This window comes from Pseudomonas sp. NBRC 111143, from assembly GCF_001320965.1.
In the GTDB taxonomy this organism is placed as follows: Bacteria; Pseudomonadota; Gammaproteobacteria; order Pseudomonadales; family Pseudomonadaceae; genus Aquipseudomonas; species Aquipseudomonas machongensis.
In genome coordinates, this window is record NZ_BCBT01000058.1 from 22294 (window position 1) to 42213 (window position 19920).

16 protein-coding genes are annotated in these 19920 nt (G+C 63.5%); 5 read left to right on the forward strand and 11 right to left on the reverse strand.

Features of this window, described 5'->3' with window-relative positions:
- Positions 1–16 precede the first annotated feature (16 nt).
- From APH44_RS24035 to yaaA, 11 genes are all read right to left on the reverse strand, one after another.
- A complete protein-coding gene (locus APH44_RS24035) occupies positions 17–1174 on the reverse strand; it encodes an alginate O-acetyltransferase (protein ID WP_054894910.1) in 1158 nt (385 codons plus the stop codon).
- A 10-nt stretch (positions 1175–1184) separates the two neighbouring features.
- Positions 1185–2645 (reverse strand): MBOAT family protein, encoded by a 1461-nt coding sequence (locus APH44_RS24040; protein WP_054894911.1) that lies wholly within the window; start codon positions 2643–2645, stop codon positions 1185–1187.
- Positions 2646–2827: 182 nt separating this feature from the next.
- The gene (locus tag APH44_RS24045) at positions 2828–3931 is read right to left on the reverse strand and encodes a mannuronate-specific alginate lyase (RefSeq protein WP_054894912.1); all 1104 of its coding nucleotides are present in this window, start codon (positions 3929–3931) and stop codon (positions 2828–2830) included.
- Positions 3932–3938: 7 nt separating this feature from the next.
- Positions 3939–5384, reverse strand: coding sequence for an alginate O-acetyltransferase (locus APH44_RS24050; protein ID WP_054894913.1), 1446 nt, complete (start codon positions 5382–5384; stop codon positions 3939–3941).
- 13 nt (positions 5385–5397) lie between these two features.
- Complete coding sequence (gene algG / locus APH44_RS24055) at positions 5398–6957, reverse strand: mannuronan 5-epimerase AlgG (RefSeq protein ID WP_054894914.1); 1560 nt, start codon at positions 6955–6957, stop codon at positions 5398–5400.
- Positions 6958–6975: 18 nt separating this feature from the next.
- Entirely contained in the window at positions 6976–8454 is a 1479-nt protein-coding gene (locus tag APH44_RS24060; protein ID WP_054894915.1) for an alginate export family protein, read from the reverse strand.
- Complete coding sequence (gene algK / locus APH44_RS24065) at positions 8451–9848, reverse strand: alginate biosynthesis TPR repeat lipoprotein AlgK (RefSeq protein ID WP_054894916.1); 1398 nt, start codon at positions 9846–9848, stop codon at positions 8451–8453. The genes APH44_RS24060 and algK overlap by 4 nt, the downstream gene beginning before the upstream one ends.
- A gap of 190 nt (positions 9849–10038) precedes the next feature.
- Complete coding sequence (locus tag APH44_RS24070) at positions 10039–11205, reverse strand: alginate biosynthesis protein Alg44 (protein WP_054894917.1); 1167 nt, start codon at positions 11203–11205, stop codon at positions 10039–10041.
- A 36-nt stretch (positions 11206–11241) separates the two neighbouring features.
- Complete coding sequence (locus APH44_RS24075) at positions 11242–12723, reverse strand: glycosyltransferase family 2 protein (RefSeq protein ID WP_172964813.1); 1482 nt, start codon at positions 12721–12723, stop codon at positions 11242–11244.
- 62 nt (positions 12724–12785) lie between these two features.
- Positions 12786–14102 carry a nucleotide sugar dehydrogenase gene (locus APH44_RS24080; protein ID WP_054894919.1) on the reverse strand — a complete coding sequence of 439 codons (1317 nt, stop codon included), beginning with the start codon at positions 14100–14102 and terminating at the stop codon, positions 12786–12788.
- A gap of 765 nt (positions 14103–14867) precedes the next feature.
- Entirely contained in the window at positions 14868–15647 is a 780-nt protein-coding gene (yaaA, locus tag APH44_RS24085; RefSeq protein WP_054894920.1) for a peroxide stress protein YaaA, read from the reverse strand.
- A gap of 134 nt (positions 15648–15781) precedes the next feature.
- On the opposite strand from yaaA, the gene APH44_RS24090 reads away from it, so the two are divergent.
- The 5 genes from APH44_RS24090 to moaE all read left to right on the forward strand — a co-directional run bounded on the left by APH44_RS24090 (position 15782) and on the right by moaE (position 19913).
- Positions 15782–16909, forward strand: coding sequence for a polysaccharide deacetylase family protein (locus tag APH44_RS24090; protein ID WP_054894921.1), 1128 nt, complete (start codon positions 15782–15784; stop codon positions 16907–16909).
- A gap of 293 nt (positions 16910–17202) precedes the next feature.
- The gene (locus tag APH44_RS24095; protein WP_054894922.1) at positions 17203–18597 is read left to right on the forward strand and encodes a PhoH family protein; all 1395 of its coding nucleotides are present in this window, start codon (positions 17203–17205) and stop codon (positions 18595–18597) included.
- Between the two features lie 151 nt (positions 18598–18748).
- Entirely contained in the window at positions 18749–19219 is a 471-nt protein-coding gene (moaC, locus tag APH44_RS24100) for a cyclic pyranopterin monophosphate synthase MoaC (protein WP_054894923.1), read from the forward strand.
- Positions 19219–19464, forward strand: a complete 246-nt coding sequence (locus APH44_RS24105; RefSeq protein ID WP_054894924.1) for a MoaD/ThiS family protein — start codon at positions 19219–19221, stop codon at positions 19462–19464. The genes moaC and APH44_RS24105 overlap by 1 nt, the downstream gene beginning before the upstream one ends.
- A 2-nt stretch (positions 19465–19466) precedes the next feature.
- Positions 19467–19913, forward strand: coding sequence for a molybdopterin synthase catalytic subunit MoaE (moaE, locus tag APH44_RS24110; protein ID WP_054894925.1), 447 nt, complete (start codon positions 19467–19469; stop codon positions 19911–19913).
- Positions 19914–19920: the final 7 nt, after the last annotated feature.

A 19920-nucleotide genomic window follows, 5' to 3' on the forward strand; every position in this document is an offset into this window, starting at 1 on the left:
TGCGTGTTCCTCTCTTTCAGTGGTCCGTCCGGTTGGACGAAAGGGCCAGGTTTTCTTCGGATTTACGGGTGTTCTTCAGTTGTGCGATCCACTGCGGATCGAAGCTGCTGAGGTCGTTCTTCATTGGCAGATAGCGCTCGGGGAACTCCCACACCACGACCTGTGGCGGGGTGTTCTTGAAGGCGTCGCTCTGCAGGTACTTGAGCATCGGCAGCAGCGGGCCGTGGCCGTCCTCGGCATAGTTGGCGACGTCGCTGTGCAGCGCCTGTTGCAGGGCGCCGAGGAAGTTCCAGTGCGGGTTGGCGCTGTAGCTGGTGCCCACCAGTGCCACCGGGATGGCGCTGTCGGCGAACAGCGCATCGCCGTCGCCGCCCTCGGCTTGCGCCGGGCGAGTGGTGCGCTGCTGCAGGTTGTCCGGGGTTGGCAGCAGGTTGCTGAACAGCGGGTCGAGCGGCAGGAAGTTGGTCAGGTCGCCTTTGTATGGCGCAGTCTTGCCCGCCTCGGTGATGTAGGCCTGGGGTTGGCCGTCGAGCAGTTGCTGGCGCTTGACGCCTTCGGCGATGGACTGGGCAACCACTTCGGCGCCCATTGGCGTCCAGTGCGTGTCGGTGCGCAGGAATACCTGGCCACGGGCCTTGGCCTGCTCCAGCGGGGCGAGCAGGTCGGGGGCGAACACGTTGGCCTGGCGCGCCTGGGCATGGAACTGGTTGAACAACTCGCCGTGCAGGCTGGCGGGCGTCTCCTTGCCCAGGTACTCGGCATAGACCCGTGCCTTGGCCGGCACGATCGCCAGCACCAGCTCGATGTTCTGGCGCTGCAGGGTGTCGCGCACGCCGCGGATCAGCGCCAGGTTGTCCTGCATCAGTTGGTCGGCGTTGGCGGTGGGGTTGAATTCCTCATCGCTGAACAGCCACTGGTCGCGGCCCAGCACCACACCGGGGCGGCCTTCGTTGAACAGCTTGAAGTCCAGTGCGGCCCAGAGGTTGGTGCCCAGGCGCTTGATCGGGAACTGTTCGTCGTAGTGGGTTTCAGCGGCCTTGGCCAGCTTGCCGTCGAGCAGGGTCATCTGCCCGGTGCGGTTGAAACTCTCCAGGCCCGCGACCGACCAGGCGCCCAGGCCTACCAGCAGACCGAGGAACGACAGCGAATAGGTGATGCGAAGTGTGCGGTTCATGTCATCCACCTCAGAACTGGAAGTACAGGAACGGCGAGTAGCTCTGCGCCGAAAGCTTGAGGATCGAGGCCACGAACAGCAGCAGCACCAGGGCGCGGGTCATGACCCGGCTCCAGTCCAGGCTCAGCGTGCCGTCGCCATGTACTTGCGCCGGAATGCGCGGGGCGGCCGGTGGCGTTGCGTTGCGGTAGAAGTCGCGCAGGCCGAAGAACGCCAGGGTCAGGTAGGCGACGATCAGCGTGGCCACCTGCAGGCCGGTGAGTTGGGCGCGGTTGAGTTCCGACAGCTGCCACTGGCCGAAGCTGAACATGGCGCCGTACATGCGGCCGGCCACTTCGAGGTTTTCGGCGCGGAAGATCACCCAGCCGACGACCACCAGCAGGAAGGTGAAGGCCCATTTGATCGGGTTGAAGCGCTGCGGGTTGGTGTCGATGCCCAGCGCGCGTTCGATCGCCAGCCACATGCCGTGCCAGGCGCCCCAGATGATGTAGGTGAAGTTGGCGCCGTGCCACAGGCCGCCCAGCAGCATGGTCAGGAACAGGTTGCGGTAGGTGGCGAAGGTGCCGCCGCGGTTGCCGCCCAGGGTGATGTACAGGTAGTCGCGCAGCCAGGTCGACAGGCTGATGTGCCAGCGCCGCCAGAACTCGGTGATCGACTGGCTGATGTAGGGCTGCTTGAAGTTCTCCATGAAGCGAAAGCCCATCATCAGGCCCAGGCCGATGGCCATGTCGCTGTAGCCGGAGAAGTCGAAGTACAGCTGCGCGGTGTAGGCCAGCGCGCCCAGCCAGGCATCGCCGGTGGTGGGGTTCTGCAGGGCGAAGCAGTGGTCGGCGACCACCGCCAGGGTGTCGGCGATGAACACTTTCTTGATGAAGCCCTGCATGAAGCGCGTGCAGCCTTCGGAGAACTTGTCCAGGGTGTGGGTGCGGTTGTTGAACTGATCGACCAGGTCCTTGAAGCGCAGCACGGGGCCGGCGATCAGGTGCGGGAAGATCGCCACGAACGCGGCGAAGTCGATCAGGTTGCGCGTGGCCGGGGTGTCGCCGCGGTACACGTCGATGATGTAGCTGATCGACTCGAAGATGTAGAACGAGATACCGATCGGCAGCAGCACGTGGGTGAGGATGAACGGCTCAAGGCCGAACGAGCTGATGATCGCGTTGAGGCTGTCGACGCCGAAGTTGGCGTACTTGAAGTAGCCGAGGATCGCCAGGTCCACGCCTACGCCCAGCAGCAGCCAGCGCTGGGCCGGCTTGGTGCGCACGCCGGCAGCGCCGACTTTCAGACCGATCCAGTAATTCCACAGGGTGACGCCTGCGAACAGCGCCAGGAAGTCTACCCGCCACCAGGCGTAGAAGATGTAGCTGGCCACCAGCAACAGCAGGTTGCGATAGCGGTTCCCGCTCAGGTAGTACAAGCCGAGGAAAACCGGCAAGAACAGGAACAGGAACACGTTGGACGAGAAGACCATCCCGGTTCTCCTTTTTGTTCACAGCATCCGGGGCACAGCGCCCCCCAAACCCCCCACGAAAATGCGGGGGATCACCTTGGTCCCTGTGGGAGCGGGCTTGTCCCGCGATTGCGTCAGTCGATTCGCCGGTGTTGTCCAGTCGGACGCAATCGCGGGACAAGCCCGCTCCCACAGGGGTCACTTCATTTTTTGCTTTCAGCGCTCGGGTCGTAGACCCGGGTCATGTCGCCACCCATGCGGAAGCTGTTGAACGGCTGCATGTCGTGCTTGCGCTTGAGGGTGTCGCCGACGCACTGGTACAGCGCGCACCAGGGCTCGAGCCAGGCGTACTTGCTTTCGACCTTGAGGTCCTTGAGGTCCTGCTTGACCCCGGCGCGCTGGGCGAAGTGCACCGGGTCGCGGGCGCCTGCCAGCACGCCTTCGCCCAGACGCTGCAGGGCGAAGTTGTTTTCCTTGCGCAGGTCCACGCCGTTGACCTGAGCGAAGCTGGCGATCATCGCCAGCGGCGGCAGGGCGTAGTTGTGGTAGGCCAGCGCGCGCTGGCGACGCTTGATCTCGTTGGGCAAGAAGCCCTGGTCGTCGATCTGGTTCGCGCCGACCTTGAATTCCTTCACTGCCCAGTCGAACAGGTCGCGCCGGTCGGTGGCCACTGCCGTGGCCATCACCGACCAGGCCGCCCAGTAGCTATGGTTGTTGATCTTCTCCAGCGGCAGGTCGCTCCAGTCGCGCACGGTCTGTGTCGCCAGCTTGGCGAGCCACTTCTCGATCAGCTCGGCCTCGGCCTGGTGCGCGGCCAGTGGCTGGGAGTTGGAGAACTTCAAGCGCAGCCACGAGCCGCTCATGCTGCCCAGCGCCCATTTGCGCATGGACTTGCCGGTGTGGTTGAAATCGGTGGACTCCAGCGCATCGGCGCGCGCCCAGGTGCCGAGCCAGGTCAGCACGCAATCGAGCTGGGCCGGGCGACCGTCGCGCATGTACTGGCCGACCATCTTGCTGACGCCCTTCTCCAGGGTGGTGATGTCGGCGGTGGAGTCGCGGAAGGCTTTTTCAGAGGCGACGTTGAGCGTTGCCCGAGCCTTGTCCGAACCCTCGTACTTGCTGCGAAACTGCAGCGCGCCGGTGTAGGGCTTGGGCGCGGCTTCGCAAGTGAAGTTGCCGTCGCTGGTCTTGAGTTTCTCGATGCCCTCGTAGTACCCCTGCGGGGGCACCAGCGCAGCCTGTGCGGCACCGCCGAACAAGGCCAGCGCGAGCAGGGCGGGGCTGAAGGTTCGCTTCAATGTCGTCATGTTCGCCTCACTGGCCGGCTTGCGCGGTGTTACGCGCGCTGCCGGCGAAGTTGTTGCGTTTGCAGAGCTTGGCCTCGACTTTCTGGGTGCCGTTTTCCGGGCCCTGGACTTCCAGGGCCAGCAGGTTCTGGCTGGCCCAGTCTTCGTCCTCGCGCATCTGGAAGACGAAGCGTCCGTCGGTGTCGGAGGTCTCGGGTTTTTCGATCTTGATGTCCTCGTGGCGCCCGTTCAGGTACCAGAGGGTGGCCTGCAGCACCTTGACCGAGGTGTCCTCGAAACGGATGTCGAGTTGGTGATTGCGGTTGACCAGGTCCTTGATCACGCCACCCTTGCCGTTGACCATCAGCTCGTTCTTGCCCGGCTTGAGCGTGGTGCTGGCGCTCATTTGCGCCGGGCGGCCGTCGCAGCCATCGTCGAGCAGGCCGAGGATCTGCCGCCAGATGGTTTCCTGGTCCAGGCGGTACAGCGGCGAGAATTCCCAGATCAGGATCTTCGGCGGGTTCTTGTGGAACTCCTCGCTGCCCAGGTACTGGATCATCGAGCCTTCCAGGCCGCCGCCGGGGAAAGCGACATTGAGTACGTCGGCGCCGATGTACTGTTCCAGAAAGCCCGAGAAGTTGTAGTTCTTGCCACTGTGGCTGGTGCCGACCAGGGTGATCTGCGCGTTGCCTGAATCGCCGAACAGGTCGTCGCCGCCGCTGGCGCCCCCCTTGGGTTCGGTGGCGAACTGGTCCATGTACTGCACCGCGTAGCTGGTGCCGCACAGTTGTCCGGCGACGTTGTGCAGGGTGCCGGTCTTGCCCATGCGTCCGGATTTCTGGGTTTCGAATTCCTTGCGTGGAATACCCTCGAAAGCCGGCATCTTGTGCACGGTGTCGGCCACGATCTTCGCTGCGCGCTCGGCGCCGTAGGGCGTCCAGTGCTGGTCGCCGCGGAAGTAGAAGTCCTTGCCCTGATCGGCGGCGGCGAGCTGCTCGTTGGTCAGGGGCGAGAGGTCGGGCACGTTGTAGCCCATCCGGGCGAAGCGCTGCAGCATCGCCTGGTAGTTGTGCAGGGCTTTCTGGTAGTCGAAGGCAGCCTTCTCCTCGGGCTTGAGCATGTTGCGGTTTACCAGGCCACGGGTCGGCTGGTAGACCACCACCAGCTCCACGCCGCGTTTCTTGAACGCATCGTGCACCTGCTGCAGACGCTTGTAGCCGCCGGGCGTGGTGTCGAATTCGGTGCGCAGGTCTTCGCGGGTACGGAACAGCCAGTCGCCCTGGGCCTGCACCAGGGTGGTGAAGTTCTGCTGGTAGCGGGTGGTGTAGCGGCTGGCGTCGTGGGCCTCGGGGCACAGCTGGCAGCACGGCTCGGCGCTGAAGCTTGGCGGCTGCACGTCTTCGGCGCGCACGCCCTGGCTGATGGCCAGGAGGGCGGCGGACAGGCCGAGCAGTTTCATCAGGTGTGGGGTCATGGTCTGGGCTTCCTTAATCGATCATTTCGGTCTGGCGTTCGACCGGGTCGATCAGCACGGCCTTCTGCTGGCGTACCAGCAGGTCGAGGATTTCGTCCTGGCGCTCGCCGAGCACGCCGTTGAGGCTGATGCCGCTGGACTTGCGCGGGGCGAGCATGGAGACCTTGTACAGTTCCACCGACAGCGGCGAGTCGATCGACAAGGGCCCGGAACCGTTGGCCGCCAGCTCGCCGCCGACCACGATGAGCGACACCTTGGTGTCGAACGGGTCGAGGGCGATGTCGCGGTCGGTGTCGGAGAGGTCCTTGATGTGCCCGTACACCCCGACCAGGCCGTTGGCCATGGCGATGTTTTCGTACAGGCGGATGTTCACGCTGTTGCGTACGCGGATGCCGTGGCGACGGTTGTTGATCAGCTTGTTGCCCCAGATCAGGTTGTCGCCGCTCTCGTAGAGGGTGATGCCGTCGGTGTGGTTGCGGTAGATCTCGTTGTAGGCGATCAGGTTGTTGACGCTGTTACGGTCGATCACCACGCCCGAGAGCTTGTTGTCGTAGCTTTTGTTGTTGATGATCCAGCTGTCGTTGACCTCACGCGAGACGATGATCCCGTGCTTCTTCTTGGTGCCGTACACGGTATTGCCGGCAATGATCAGGCGGTGCGAGCGGTCGTGCGGGTCGATGCCGTAGACGATGTTGTCGCGGTAGGTCGAGTCCTTGACCACGAAGTCGCTGGTCTCGTAGCAGTAGAAGCCGTACCACATGTCGCTGAACTCCGAGCCGATGATCCAACCGGTCGGTTCAGGGCGGCCCATCTGCTTGGCCATGTTCGGCGTGTACTGCGAGATGCTCACGCCATACGACTTGGACTTGGCATAGCCGAAGCTGGCCATCTTGCTGTTGACGATGTACGTCTCAGTGCCGCCCCAGCTGAGCAGGAACGGGCGGAATTCCTTGGGCGAGCGGAAAGTCGCCGGGCCGTTGGCCTGCTCGCGCCAGCCGGTGACCTGGGTATCGCTGACGAACAGCTTGCCGTCGTTGACGATGAACGAGCCGCCCTCCTGGGACAGGCGCAGCTCCTTGACCTTGCCGTCGATCTCCAGCACGCCCTTGCGCCCGACCACGATCGGCAGGCGCGCCAGATACACGCCCGGCGCGGTTTCGCGCAGGTACTGGGCGGGCACCTTCTTGCTCAGTTCGACCAGGTCGACATGCCCGTCATCGACGAAGATCGCCTGGGGGATGCCGTGCTGGCGCTGGACCCACTCGGCGGCCTTGTTGTCGCCGCCGATGAATTCCTTGAGCGACTCTTCCTGGAGCATGCGGCGCACGCTGACCTTGCCCTTGTGGCGGCGGTCGATCTTCTGTTGCACGGCCTGCGCGGTGTAGCCGGAGAGGTCGGGCAGCTTGGGCGGATCCATCTGCAGCGGCTCGATCGGCGCGCTGGCGACGGTGTAGGTCTTGGCCTGTTGCAGCTCCTTGGCGATCACCGCCGGCTGGGCCGCGGCGGCCATGCCGCTGGCCAGCAGCAGGGCGCTGGCGAGCAGGCTGTGGCGGAGGTTCGGGTGCAGGTTCATAACGGTCCTCTCCCGGCCTCAGAAGCGCCAGATCACGTCGACGAAGGCGCGGTGCATGTACGAGTCCGCTTCCTTGCCATAGGCATCGCCGGGCTTGAACACACCGGCGCGCAGGCGTACCAGGGCCGACGGCTCGTCGATCGACTGGCTCAGCGAGGCGGGCAGCAGGCCCTGCTTGAAGTACTTGGTGACCACCACGTCCATCTCCTGGCCCAGGTCCTTCTCGCCGTTGATCAGCGGACGGTTGATGCCATCGTCGTTGACCACCGCGTTGATGCCGCTGGAGCCGATGTTCTGGTTGCCATCGACGCGCCAGAACTTGTGGTAGATGAAGCTTGCGTCGTAGTCGTCGCGCAGCTGCCAGGAGGCGAACAGGGTCGCGGCCTGCAGGTTGCCCAGCTCGCCGCGGAACGCCTCGCCGAAGCGGTGCACGCGCGAGCGGGTGCCGGTGAAGTTGGAGCGGTTGCTCTCAAGGCCGGTCTGCTCGAAGTTGTTCGAGCCATCGCTGCCGCCACCACCGCTGCCACGGGCATAGGCCGCGCCGACCTGCCACTGCGGGTCGAGGCGCAGGCGGATGCCGAGGTCGGTGGCCCAGGCATTGACGTCGCCGCTCTGTTTGCCGGTGGCGACCTGGTCTTCGCCGACCAGCTGGCTGCTGAGGCTGTCGCGATTGCCGGTCAGCCAGGTGACGCTGCCCCAGTAGTTGACGGTATGGTCGTTGCGCCAGTTGTAGGCGTCGCTGTTGGCCTCAAGGCCCAGCCAGGTGAGGTCGCCGGTGCGGGTCTTGTCGAGTGCATCGACGGTCTCGCCGGGGTTCTTCAGGCTGCCGCTGTCATGGGTATGGTGGGCGCGCAGGCCGACCCAGTGGCCGGGTGTCCACTGCGTGGCGATGTTGCCGTAGACGTGCGTGCGGTCCTTGTCTTCTGGGGCCAGCTCGGTGAGGTCGGTGCGGTATTCGCTGAAGCGTTGGGCGACACCGAGGTCGGCCTTGAGCAGGGTGGTGTCGAAGCTCCAGTTCAGCGCCTCGATGTTGGTGTCGCGCCACATGCCGTCGTCGCTGCGCAGGCGCTGGCGGCCGAAGCGCAGTTGCTCGCCGGGGTAGGGCGTGAAACCGCTGTAGCCGATCCAGAATTCGCGCATGGCCAGGTAGCTCTTGTCCGGCTTGCGGCTGTCGTCGCCGGTGTCGACGGCGGTGCCGTCGTCGTTCTGGCGCAGGGTGTCGGTCTCGATGATGTCGGTGGCAGTCACCGCCTGGCCCATGGCGAAGGCGCTCCAATTGCCGCGCTCGCCATACACCCAGGGACGCAGGTCCAGGCCCAGGCCGTTGACGTCGCCGCCAGAGCGGGTGCCCAGGTCACGGTCGTCCTCGGACTGGCCGGTGATCTTCACGTCCAGGCCGAAGTTCTTCACTGCGGTTTCCGCGGCCAGGGTCGGCAGCGACCACAGCAGGGCGAAGCTCAGGCCGATACCGGCTTTCACGAAGGGATTGAGCGTCATAGCGAGTCCTCGGCGTCTACGTCTTTCTCGTCTTGCAGGGCGTCCAGGGCCAGCGGGCTGTTGCTGGCCTGGAGCATCCCGGCACGCGCCTTCTTCTCCTGCTCCAGCAGGCGCTGGGCCTGGCTGCGCTGGTCGGGCGTGAGTTGCTGGTCGAGTTGCTGCAGCAGTTCGCTGGACTGCGGCGTCGGGTTGGCCTGGGCAAGCTGGGCGAATACCCAGGCGTTGCCGGTGTTCTGGCGGATGCCGTGGCCTTCGCTGTAGAGCTGGGCCAGGGCGTAGTCGGCACTGAGCTGGCCGCCACGGGCGGCACTGAGCAGGTGGTCCACCGCTTTCTGCGGCTCGACATGGCCCAGGTAGCCGCGGCGGTAGAGCTGGCCGAGGTAGTAGTGGGCGCTGATTTCGCCGGCGTCGGCGGCGGCCTGCAGGTGTTGCTCGGCCTTCACGGCATCGGCCGGGACGGTCTTGCCTTCGTAGTAGAGGCGGCCCAGCAACAGTTCCGCGCGGGGCTGCTCGGCTTCGCGGCCCTTGTCGATGTAGGCCATCAACTGGTCGGTGTCGCCCAGTTCGGGGAAGTCGTAGAGCAGTTGCGCAAGGCTGACCCAGGATGCCGGGTTGGCCGGGGCGACGTGCTCGAGCAGGTCCTTGGCGGTCTTCTCGTCGGTCTGGCCGAGGCTACGGTCGGCGAGCACGCGGGCGACGCTGTCGACCCGTGTGGCAGGTACCGCATTGCGGGCATAGGCGGCCTTGAGCTGGTCGAGCAGGGCGGCCTGCTGGTCGGGTTGGGCGCGTTTCTGGTAAACGGTGGCCAACTCCACGTAGCAGATGTCGGTGCTGTTCAGCGCGGCCTTGCAGATCTTCTCCACCTCGGCCAGGTGCTGGTCGTAGGAGCCTTGGGTGCGGTACAGCAGCACCTGGGCCAGGCCCGCCTCGGGGTTGCCGGCGGCGCGCCACTGGTCGATCTGCTGCTGGGCGTTGATGTTCGGGAAGCTCTGCGGGTATTGCAGGTAGAGCATCGCCAGCGGGATCAGGGTGTTGCCCTCACCTTGCCTGGCCGCGAGCTTGAGCAGGGTTTCGGCCTCTTCGCGTTCGGCCTGGGTGCTGTCGGGCTTGGCCACCAGCAGGCGGCCCAGGCGTGCCTGGGCACGTGGCGAGGTAGCGGCTGCGGCGCGGTAGGTGGCTTCGGCCTGCTTGAGCTGGGCCGGGTCGCGGGTGCCAACCTGAATGTCGGCCAGGCCGACCTGGGCGTCGCTGTAGCCCAGGTCGGCAAGTGCCTTGTAGTTGGCCTCGGCGGTGGCGGTGTCGCCGCGCTTCAGGGCTTCGTTGGCCAGGCGCTGGTCAGGCAAACCGACGCAGCCGGCCAGGGTGATGGCGGCAGCCAGGGCGCACCAGGCCATCGGGCGGGCACTGCGCAACCGATCGCGGGACGAGTCGGGGCGCCGAACCGCCGCTCCCACAACTGTTGTGTCGAGCGCGATCCCTGTGGGAGCGGCCTCGTGCCGCGATCGAGGGCGCAGCCCTCGCACTGCAGGCAACATCGGCGCTGCTGAAGAAATACCGTTCAAAGGTTTCATCGTCCGGTCCCTCTTACAGCCCGCGGGCCACGGCCTTGTCGATCAGCCAGTTCAGCGAGGGACCGCGGTCGCTGTTCACCGAAGCCGGGCGGCCGGCCAGCTCTGCAGGCAGCGACTCGTCTGGCTTGATCTGCACGCGAATGTCCGAAGCCAGGTTGTCGTTGTCCAGGCTGGCGCTGCCGACGATCACACCGGTGCGCACCTCGTCTTCGCCGGCGATCTGGAAGTTGACCCGGGTGCCCGGCTTGACCTCGTCGAACTGGCGATAGCTGAAGCGTGCCTCGACCATCGGGTTGGTGGTGCGCGGGATCAACTGGTAGACCACCTGGCCCTTGCTGGCGTACTGGCCGTCATCCACCAGCTGGCGGGCGACCACGCAGTCGCAAGGGCTGGTGAGGGTGCCGGAAAGCTGCTTGCCGAACAGTTCCTCGACCTTGGCTGGCTCCAGTTGCGAGTCGTCCAGATGGCCCTTGAGCAGGTCGAGCATGCTGGTGTTGAAGGTCGCCAGCGGCGCGCCTTTGACCACCTGCGCACCGTTTTCCACCAGGCTCTGCATGCTGCCGTCGCGGGGCATGGTGACGTTGGTAGTCGGTACTGCGACCACACCGGCCTCGGCGTGGCTGACGAAGTACAGACCGTACAGCGATTTGGCGACGAAACCGAAGGCGGCGATGCCGACCACGAACACGCCCAGGGTGACGGTGACGGCACGCAGGCGACCGAAGGCCGAAAGGCCGGAGCCTGCGTCCTTCTGCTTGCGCGCCTTGGTGAAGTTGTCGCGCTGCAGGGTACTGAGCACATCACCGACGCTGATCAGCTCGCCGGACAGGTGGGAGGTGATGATGTGGCGCAGGGTGGCGATATCGCGCGGTTCCAGGTTCTGGAATTCGACACCGGTGCGGCCGCTTTGCGGATCGCTCGAGCGCACCAGGAACTCGATGTCCATCGACAGCCCCAGGTTGTCGACCACGAACTGCAGGCGACCACGCACGACATCACCGACCGGGAGGGCTTTTTTGGCATGGAACGACAGACCACCGGCGGAGAGGTCGTCGACCTTCACATCCTGCGGCTGGCGCTCGCTGTCCAGGTAGCGCAGCTTGGCCGGGATGCGCACCCGGGCGTGCTGGCGCTGGGCTTCGGACTCATGCACGACGTTGACGTTCACGGCGGTATTCATGGCGATTTGTTCCTGTTGGATCGATCCGGGTTGGGCTCACACGACCATGAACAGCACAGCGACGAAGATGCTGGCGGCCGAGAAGGTCATGGTCCGAGAGGACCAGGTGTTGAACCATTGTTGAAAGCTGGCGAGGTCACGTTTCAGGGCAGTCGGCTGGCGGGTCCAGGACTGCTTGTCGAGGCGGAAGAACACGTAGATCTTCATCAGCGCGCCGACGATCTGGTTGTAATAGAGAATCAGCGGATAGGCCGGGCCGACACTGTGGCCCGAGCACAGCAGCATGATGGTGAGGATCAGGCGGGTGATGCCGATCCACAGCAGGTACACCAGCAGGAACTGCAGGCCGAACTTGAAGCTGGCGATCACCGCCACGGTCAGGCCCAGCAGGCTGGTCCACATCGACACACGCTGGTCGAGCAGCACGATGCTGGTAAACAGCCCCAGGCGCTTGAGGCCCAGGCCCAGGGCGCGGGAGTTCTGCCGCAGGTTGTTGCCATACCAGCGGTACATCAGCTTTCGGCTGGCCTTGACGAAGCTCTTCTCCGGCGGATGCTCGACCGTGTTGATCGCCGCGTCCGGGACGTAGAAGGTGTCGTAGCCCAGGCGCATCAGGCTGAACCAGCTCGACTTGTCGTCGCCGGTGAGGAACTTGAAGCGGCCCAGGCGCCAGTGCATCAGCGAGTCGCTTTCGACGTCGGCGATGAACTCAGGGTTGGTGACCACGCTTGCGCGGAACATCGACATGCGCCCGGTCATGGTCAGCACGCGCTTGGACAGCGCCATCGAGCACATGTTGATGTGGCGCTGGGCGAAGCGCAGCTTGTGCCACTCGCTCATGATGTAGCCGCCGCGCACTTCGCAGAATTCGTTGGTGGTCAGGCCACCGACATTGGGGTAGAGCTTGAACCAGGGCACGGTCTTGCGAACTACGCCCTCGGCCAGCACGGTGTCGCCGTCGATCACCGCAACCACGGCGTTTTCGTCCGGCAGCATCCGCGAGATGGCACGAAAACCGTAGGCCAGGCCGTCGCGCTTGCCGGTACCGGCGATGCGCACGAAGTCCAGGGCGACGTGCTCGGGCGGGTTGTACTTGGCCCACAGGCTCTTGACCAGCAGCTCGTCGGACTTCTCCACCAGCGAGCAGACCACGGTGGTCGGATAGCCGCATTCGATCGCTTCGCGGATCACCGAGCTGTACACCTGGGCGGTGGTCAGCGCATCGATGCGAAAGCTGGTGACCATCAGGTACACATGAGACGGTTCGGCTGCCTTGCCCAGCTTCTGCACCTTGCGGCGCAGGTAGGGGTAGACCAGGTACAGGAAGATCATGCCGCGGATGAAATGGGTGGCGCCCATGGAGTAGCGCCAGATGCCGACTGCGCCGACCAGGAAGATGAAGTGCTTCGACTGCGAATCGAAGATATCGCTGGGCAGGGCCAGGGCGATCAGCATGAGCAGGCTCATGTAGAGCAGCCATCCGGCGCACTGCAACAGCACTGTCTGGAGCCTTTGCATGTTCAGCATCCGTCGCGAGAATCAGGAGAATGCGGGGCCGACCGGCCCCGCGTCGGGCTGGCTTACCAGCAGATGCCTTCGGTGCGGGTGAGGGTGCTGGTGGGCTTGCTCATGAAGCCGACCAGGTCGATCACCTGCTTGCCTTCCGGTGCCTGCTGGGCAAGGGCGCGGAACTGCTCGTCGCGGTTGCCGAGGATGATGATGTCGGCGCCATCGACCACCTTCTGGAAGTCGGCGTTGAGCAGCGACGAGACATGCGGGATCTTCGACTCGATGTAGTCCTTGTTGGCGCCGTGGACACGGGCGTACTCGACGTTCTGGTCGTAGATGTTCAGCTCGTAGCCCTTGCCGATCAGGCGCTCGGCCAGTTCCACCAGTGGGCTTTCGCGCAGGTCGTCGGTGCCGGCCTTGAAGCTCAGGCCGAGCAGGGCGATCTTGCGCTTGTCGTGGCTTTCGATGATGTCGAAGGCGTTCTGCACCTGCGACTCGTTACTGCGCATCAGCGAGTCGAGCAGCGGCGCCTTCACATCGAGGCTGGCAGCGCGGTAGGTGAGGGCGCGCACGTCCTTGGGCAGGCACGAACCGCCGAAGGCGAAGCCTGGGCGCATGTAGTACTGCGACAGGTTCAGGGCCTTGTCCTGGCAGACCACGTCCATCACTTCGCGACCATCGACGCCGACCGCCTTGGCGATGTTGCCGATCTCGTTGGCGAAGGTCACCTTGGTGGCGTGCCAGACGTTGCAGGTGTACTTGATCATCTCGGCCACTTCGATCGGCTTGCGGATGATCGGCGCGTCGAGCTCTTCGTAGATCGCCTGCAGCACGTCGCCGCTGGCGCTGTCCAGTTCGCCGATGACGGTCATCGGAGGCTGGTCGTAGTCCTTGATCGCGGTACTTTCGCGCAGGAACTCGGGGTTGACCGCCACGCCGAAATCGACGCCGGCCTTCTTGCCCGAGCAGTCCTCGAGGATCGGGATCACCACGTTCTTCACGGTGCCCGGCAGCACGGTGCTGCGTACCACGATGGTGTGGCGGCGGGTGGTGTCGCGCAGCACGTAGCCGATCTCGCGGCACACCGATTCGATGTATTCCAGGCCCAGGTCGCCGTTCTTCTTGCTCGGGGTGCCGACACAGATCATCGACACGTCGCTGGCGCGGATCGCCTCGGCGAAGTCGGTGGTGCCACGCAGCCGACCATTGGCGATGCCTTGCTGCAGGAGTTGCTCCAGACCCGGCTCGACGATTGGCGACTTGCCCTGGTTGATGAGGTCGATCTTGGTGGTGGACACATCCACACCAATCACTTCATGGCCCCTTGCCGACAGGCAACCTGCACAGACGGCACCCACGTAACCCAAACCAAAGATGCTGATACGCATCGTATTCACCTCGTGTGTTTATCACGCCGGCTCTTTCGAAGAACCGGACCGGGTTGATTGACCTGCTTTTACGGGCGCACGGATCCATGGCGAATTGACACTTCACCGAACGCAGGCATGAATGAATCCGGAGCGCAAACAGTGATGCGCTCAAATTGGCAGTAAAAGGCCAGTTATAAAAAGGCGTGCCCTGAGATGCAGCCGTCTTTATTGCAACGCGTTATCGGGTGCGCTGCTGTGCTTGTTCTTTCAAGTGAATAAATCCTTTGAAATCAACCACTAGGACGATTAGTAAGGGGCGCGGCTCTCCTGCTTTAACAGACCGCTTGGTTATACCGAAGCGGTAGTCGAAGTTATCAGCGCAGGTAGTGAGTACCTGCTACTTGTCATCTGTAAGTCATCTCTCACGTTGCACGCTCGTGATTCGTTACGGGTGCTATGAGCGATCTGCGAAGGGAGAAGTTCCGAGGTGCGTTCAGGGCAGATGAAAGATTTCTAAATATTTTTTCAGTGAGAAATACTTTCATTCTGATAGCACGGATGGGTTTCGCCCCTATATATAAAGGGCGGAATCAAGATGAGATGGTTATATGCCAGTATCGGAAAAATTTTTTCAAAATTCGTCAAAAAACTACGAACGGTCTTATGGCGTTTGGCGATAAGCCCAGCCCTGCCTGTTTTTTGGCGCCGGTAATTTGGCTTTTTTGAGGCGGGGATTGCAGGAGCGCGCTGGTTGGGGTGCTCCTGCAAGACGGGGAAGCAGGGCTAGTCCGCTGAGTGGTCGCGCAGGAACACCAGGTGGTCAGGCTTCGATTGTTCGGCGCTGTAGTAGTAGCCTTGCACGTCGAAGCGCTTGAGCTGTTCGGGATCGTTGATACGCTCCTGGATCACGAAGCGGCTCATCAGGCCACGCGCCTTCTTGGCGTAGAAGCTGATGATCTTGTACTGGCCGTTCTTCAAGTCCTTGAAGTCGACGTTGATCACGCGGGCATTCAGCGCATTCTTCTTCACGGCGCTGAAGTACTCGTTGCTGGCCAGGTTCAGCAGCAGGTCATCGCCCTGTTCGGCCAAGGCCTGGTTCAGCCATTCGCTGATGCGCGTGCCCCAGAAGGCGTAGAGGTCCTTGCCGCGTGCGTTCGCGAGCTTGGTGCCCATTTCCAGGCGATAGGGCTGCATCAGGTCCAGCGGCCGCAGCAGGCCATAAAGGCCCGAGAGCATGCGCAGGTGTTGCTGGGCATAGCTGAAGTCGTCCTCGCCAAGGGTTTCGGCATCCAGGCCTGTGTATACGTCGCCCTTGAACGCCAGCAGCGCCTGCTTGGCGTTGGCGGGGGTGAAGTCTGGGGTCCAGCTGCCGAAGCGCGCGGCATTGAGGCCTGCGAGCTTGTCGGACAGGTGCATCAGCTCGGCGATCTGCGCTGGCGACAGCTCGCGCAGTTGGGTGATCAACGTCTGCGAATCGTCCAGGTACTGCGGCAGGGTATGGCGCTGGGTTACCGGTGGGGTGTCGTAGTCGAGGGTCTTGGCGGGGGAAATCACCGTCAGCATGGGTCGGCTCCTGAAATCGTCGGCGACGATTCTACGGGGCCAGCAGGGCAACGCCAAACTATGGTGACGATAGTCACAGACCATCGCCTGGGCAGGCGCTATAGTGCGCATCATCCGTTTAGGGAGAACCGATCGTGCGCATTGCCTTCGCCGTGCTGGCCGGGTTGTTCAGCCTGGCTGTGCAGGCCGCTCCAGCCAATTCCGTCAGCTTCGACCGCAGCCATTGGCCTGAGCAACTCGACAGCCCGGTGCTGTTCGACGTGGCATCGCGCGCGCAGATCCTCTCCTTCGCCCAGGTGCTGCATGAAAGCGAGATGCTCGATGAGCGCGCCCTGGCGGCGCGCCTGGGGCTGCGGCAGATCAACCTGGCGGTGATCCGTTCGGTGCGGGCGCGCATGTGGCAGCGGTTGTGGGAAAACTTCCAGCAGGCCCAGCTTAGTTGCGAGCAGGATGCATCGTTCTGCTATCCGCTGGATTCGATGGCTGATTTGCGTACGCGTTCGGCTACGTTCGCTACAGATGTCGGCGAATTCTACAAAGAATGGGTCGAGCCCAGCCATCAGTTCAACGTTCGTTACCTTGACGAGCAATTGCGCAAGGCGGCCTTGTTTCCACAGACCAGCAGCGAGATCGAGCGGCTGTCGAATGGCGAGCGCAGTGGCGATGAACTCAACGACCGGATGTTCCTGCTGACGTTCGTCGGCGGCCCCGGCCCGGTCGGCAGCAACGCGGACCTGCTCAGCGATTACCTGCGCCGGCAAAAGCTGGGCGCAGTTTTCTTCGTGCTGGGCAACCGCGTGCAGCAGCGCCGCGACATGGCCCAGGGGGCCAATGTCGCGGCGCTCTACGCTGGACAGTGTGTGGGGATTCAGGGCTGGGAGTATCGCTCCCACGCCCAGTGGCAGGGCTGGCAGGATTCCCTGCGGCGCAGCCAGGCGCAGGTGCAGGGCCTGATGCCCGAGCAGTACGTGCCGCTGTTCCGCCCACCCTATGGGCAGCGTCGTGCCGACGGCGAGGCGTTCATGGCGGCGCAAGGGCTGCAGGTGTCACTGTGGGACATCGACGCCCAGGACGACGGCGCGCTGGATGCCGAGCAGTCGGCCCAGCGGGTGATGACCTTGATGCTGCTATGGCGCAAGGGTGTAATCCAGTTCCACGACACCCTGCCCAAGGCACAGCCGGCCCTGGAATGGCTGTTGCAGCACACGGCGCAAAGCGGGATCGGATGGCAGGATTGCATGGAATACGCGCATCTGCGCTAGGCATGAAATTCAGGGTCCAACAGTGACTGTAGTCCCCCGTCACCGTATCGCCAAGCGCGGTTCGTCATTCGGCAAAATAAACTTCACCGGAGCGTAAAAAGTCTTTTTTCCGTCACGCCTTTTGCGGTATGAAGGGATCAGACAGCCGATTCCTGCAGCACAGGTGGCGTCATCCAGGCCCTCCTTTGCCAGGTGCGCTCCCCGCCCGTAACGACGCGGATACGGGGAGAACGGCGGTCACTCTGCGGTGCAGCGAAGCTGTGCCGTCCTGCTTTCACATAAGGTGACCGAGTATGGATGACCAAGGACGCAACCCTTCCTCCAACCAGCCAATCCTGTATGTGCTCGATACCAACGTCCTGATTCACGATCCCAACGCTTTGCTCAACTTCGAGGAGCACCACGTCGCCATACCGATGACGGTGCTGGAGGAACTCGACAAGCTCAAGACCGGTAAACAGACCATCGCCGCCGAATGTCGCCAGGCCATTCGCCTGATCGACCAGACCCTCGGTGATGCATCGCCCAACGATGTCGAACAAGGGGTGCCGATCCAGCGTGGCAAGGGCGGGCCGAAGGGCTTCCTTTCGATTCTGATGAGCCCGCGCAACGAACCGAACCGGCTGCTGCCGGAAAACCTCAACGACAACATCATCATCAACCAACTGCTGGAACTGCGTGCCAGGCGGGCTGACCTGGACGTGGTGCTGGTCACCAAAGACATCAACATGCGCCTGAAGGCGCGCGCCTGTGGCATCGCCGCCGAGGACTACAGCACCGACCAATTGGTCGACGATGTGTCCCTGCTCTCGAAGGGCTACCACTCGGTCACCGGCTCCTTCTGGGACCGGGTCAGCAAGGTCGACACCCGCCAGGAACGGGGCCGCACCTGGCATCGCGTACAACTGATCGACAACTTGCCGGCTGTGCACGTCAATGAGTTCATCATCGACGAGCAAGGCTTCGTCGGCTGGATCAAGGGCATCCGCGAGAACGAGCTGCTATTGCTCGACCTGCACCAGGAGCCGCTGCTGCATCAGGAAGCCTGGGGCCTCAAGCCCCGCGACATCCACCAGAGCCTGGCGCTGTTCGCCCTGCTCGACCCGGACATCCACCTGGTCAATCTCACCGGCGCGGCCGGCTCGGGCAAAACCATCCTGGCACTGGCTGCAGCCATCGAGCAGACCATGGTCAGCAAGCGCTACCGGCGTATCATCGCCACCCGCAGCGTGCAGGGGCTGGACCAGGAGATCGGCTTCCTGCCGGGCACCGAGGCGGAAAAAATGGAGCCCTGGCTGGGCGCCATCACCGACAACCTCGAGGCGTTGCACATGGATGACGAAAGCACCCATGGCAGTGTCGAATACATCCTCGAACGGGTCCCGCTGCAGTTCAAGTCGCTGAACTACATCCGTGGCCGCAGCTTCCAGCAGAGCCTGATCCTGATCGACGAATGCCAGAACCTCACCCCGCACCAGATGAAGACCATCATCACCCGTGCAGGCTCTGGCTCCAAGGTGGTCTGCCTGGGCAACCTGGCGCAGATCGACACCCCCTACCTGTCCGCGACCAGCTCGGGCCTGACCTACCTGACCGAGCGCTTCAAGGACTTCCCCCATGGCGTGCACATCACCCTGCAGGGTGTGCCGCGTTCGGTACTGGCCGAGTACGCCGAGTCGCATCTGTAGACCCGGAGCGCTCATTACGCAGGCTCGCCCGCTCCCACACGGTTGTGGGGGCGGGCGAGCCCTGTGATGAGGCCGAGCCTGCCGACACATTCCCCTGCGCAAAGCTGACCCACAGGTTTACACTCTGCTTTCCCTTCACAGGAGCAGAGCAGTGCTGACTCATCTCGATTCCCAGGGGCGCGCCAACATGGTCGACGTCACTGAAAAAGCCGTGACTGCGCGCGAAGCGATCGCCGAGGCACGGGTGCGCATGTTGCCGCAGACCTTGCGGATGATCGTCGACGGCGAGCATCCCAAGGGCGATGTGTTCGCCGTGGCGCGCATCGCAGGTATCCAGGCGGCGAAGAAGACCAGCGACCTGATCCCGCTGTGCCATCCGCTGATGCTCACCAGCGTCAAGGTCGAGCTGGCTGCCGAAGGCGAAGATGTGGTGCATATCGTTGCCCGTTGCAAGCTGGCCGGGCAGACCGGTGTCGAGATGGAGGCCCTGACCGCCGCCAGCGTCGCTGCGCTGACGATCTACGACATGTGCAAGGCCGTGGACAAGGGCATGGTCATCGAGCAGGTGCGCCTGCTGGAGAAGCTCGGCGGCAAGAGCGGCCACTACAAGGTGGAGGGGTGATGAAGATCAAGGCCCTCTATTTCGCCCGTTACCGTGAGCTGCTTGGCGTTGATGCCGAGCGTCTGGAAGGGGATTTCAAGGTGCTCGACGACGTGCGCCAGGCGCTGGTTGCCAGAGGCGGCGTTTACGCCGTGCTGGCCGAGCAGAACCTGATGTGCGCGCGTAACGAGGAGCTGTGCAAGCTCGATGAGCCGGTCGAGGACGGCGATGAGCTTGCCTTCTTCCCGCCGGTGACCGGAGGTTGAGCATGGGCGTACGGGTACAGCAGGCGGCGTTCGACCCCGGTTCCGAGGTCAATGCCATGCACGCTGCCAATGTTGGCGTGGGCGCGGTGGTCGGGTTCGTCGGTTATGTGCGCGACTTCAACGACGGTCGCGAGGTGGCGGGGATGTTTCTCGAGCACTACCCAGGCATGACCGAGAAGGCCCTGGCCAAGATCGTGGTCGAGGCCGAGCAGCGCTGGCCGTTGCTCAAGGTCGAGGTGCTGCACCGCATCGGTGCGCTGGAACCGGGCGAGCCGATCGTGTTCGTGGGTGTCGCCAGTGCTCATCGGCAGGCCGCGTTCGATGCCTGCAACTTCATCATGGACTATCTCAAGACCCGGGCGCCGTTCTGGAAGAAGGAAAATACCCAGGAAGGGCCGAGGTGGGTCGAAGGCAGGCAGAGTGACCAGGATGCGGCAGGGCGTTGGTAATCAAGGC

Excerpts from the sequence above, each read along its gene's own strand:
- APH44_RS24050 (WP_054894913.1), bottom strand. The coding sequence starts at position 5,384 with ATGACCCCACACCTGATGAAACTGCTCGGCCTGTCCGCCGCCCTCCTG.
- algK (WP_054894916.1), bottom strand. The coding sequence starts at position 9,848 with ATGGCCTGGTGCGCCCTGGCTGCCGCCATCACCCTGGCCGGCTGCGTC.
- APH44_RS24045 (WP_054894912.1), bottom strand. The coding sequence starts at position 3,931 with ATGACGACATTGAAGCGAACCTTCAGCCCCGCCCTGCTCGCGCTGGCC.
- APH44_RS24040 (WP_054894911.1), bottom strand. The coding sequence starts at position 2,645 with ATGGTCTTCTCGTCCAACGTGTTCCTGTTCCTGTTCTTGCCGGTTTTC.
- moaE (WP_054894925.1), top strand. The coding sequence starts at position 19,467 with ATGGGCGTACGGGTACAGCAGGCGGCGTTCGACCCCGGTTCCGAGGTC.
- APH44_RS24035 (WP_054894910.1), bottom strand. The coding sequence starts at position 1,174 with ATGAACCGCACACTTCGCATCACCTATTCGCTGTCGTTCCTCGGTCTG.
- APH44_RS24070 (WP_054894917.1), bottom strand. The coding sequence starts at position 11,205 with ATGAATACCGCCGTGAACGTCAACGTCGTGCATGAGTCCGAAGCCCAG.
- APH44_RS24060 (WP_054894915.1), bottom strand. The coding sequence starts at position 8,454 with ATGACGCTCAATCCCTTCGTGAAAGCCGGTATCGGCCTGAGCTTCGCC.
- APH44_RS24075 (WP_172964813.1), bottom strand. The coding sequence starts at position 12,723 with ATGCAAAGGCTCCAGACAGTGCTGTTGCAGTGCGCCGGATGGCTGCTC.
- APH44_RS24105 (WP_054894924.1), top strand. The coding sequence starts at position 19,219 with ATGAAGATCAAGGCCCTCTATTTCGCCCGTTACCGTGAGCTGCTTGGC.
- APH44_RS24095 (WP_054894922.1), top strand. The coding sequence starts at position 17,203 with ATGGATGACCAAGGACGCAACCCTTCCTCCAACCAGCCAATCCTGTAT.
- APH44_RS24080 (WP_054894919.1), bottom strand. The coding sequence starts at position 14,102 with ATGCGTATCAGCATCTTTGGTTTGGGTTACGTGGGTGCCGTCTGTGCA.
- yaaA (WP_054894920.1), bottom strand. The coding sequence starts at position 15,647 with ATGCTGACGGTGATTTCCCCCGCCAAGACCCTCGACTACGACACCCCA.
- algG (WP_054894914.1), bottom strand. The coding sequence starts at position 6,957 with ATGAACCTGCACCCGAACCTCCGCCACAGCCTGCTCGCCAGCGCCCTG.